The sequence below is a fragment of the Pantoea sp. ANP04 genome (assembly GCF_041982285.1).
GTDB lineage: Bacteria > Pseudomonadota > Gammaproteobacteria > Enterobacterales > Enterobacteriaceae > Pantoea > Pantoea eucalypti.
Window position 1 is genome coordinate 1 of sequence record NZ_JAUTYS010000109.1, and the last position, 578, is coordinate 578.

At 58.8% G+C, this 578-nt stretch carries 1 protein-coding gene; it reads right to left on the reverse strand.

What is annotated here, in order from left to right; translation table 11 throughout:
- Window positions 1-380: 380 nt before the first annotated feature.
- The coding region (locus tag Q7C21_RS22590) for a helix-turn-helix domain-containing protein (RefSeq protein WP_375151173.1) at window positions 381-578 on the reverse strand (198 nt) is incomplete at its 5' end.

Consider the following 578-nt stretch of genomic DNA (forward strand, 5'->3'; position numbering starts at 1 on the left):
GCCCTTCAACATTGCTTTGCTAGATGCTTTCGCCGGCTTTTGATTTTCTTGGTGGTGATTCATGACGGTTTTCCCCTTTAGTTGAAACATTGCTTCGCTGAGTGCCTATCGCCGTATGCCCGTCGGAAGCTCGGCCCATAAGGGCGACGGGCAAGGGCGGAACCGGAAGCCGCAGCGGAGCACAGGGAGCGCAGCGACCGAGCACCGAACGGGTGAGGATACCGGCGCAGCGAACCCTTGATGCAGCTGGAGTGCCCCTACCCTTCGGCCGGGATGCAGGGAGAGCTTTACCCCCTGCATCCCTGCCACACGGCGAGGTGCCGAGAGTCCAGAGAGGCAGCGCCTCTTTGGGCAAGCCCGCAGGGCGCGCAGTAGGTGTCTCAAGGTGAAGTGCTCCCAGTAGTTTTTGCGGTTTTCTCTAACGCGGATATGCGTTTCACTTGGCTTTGACTACATTCTGCGAGCTTGGCGGTTTCAGCGATGCTATAGCCGCTTGAGCGCAGCGCAACGATGCGTTGGTGCGTTGCTTTGTCCTCGGGACGGCCTTTGTATCTGCCGGCAGCTTTCGCTATCTGGAT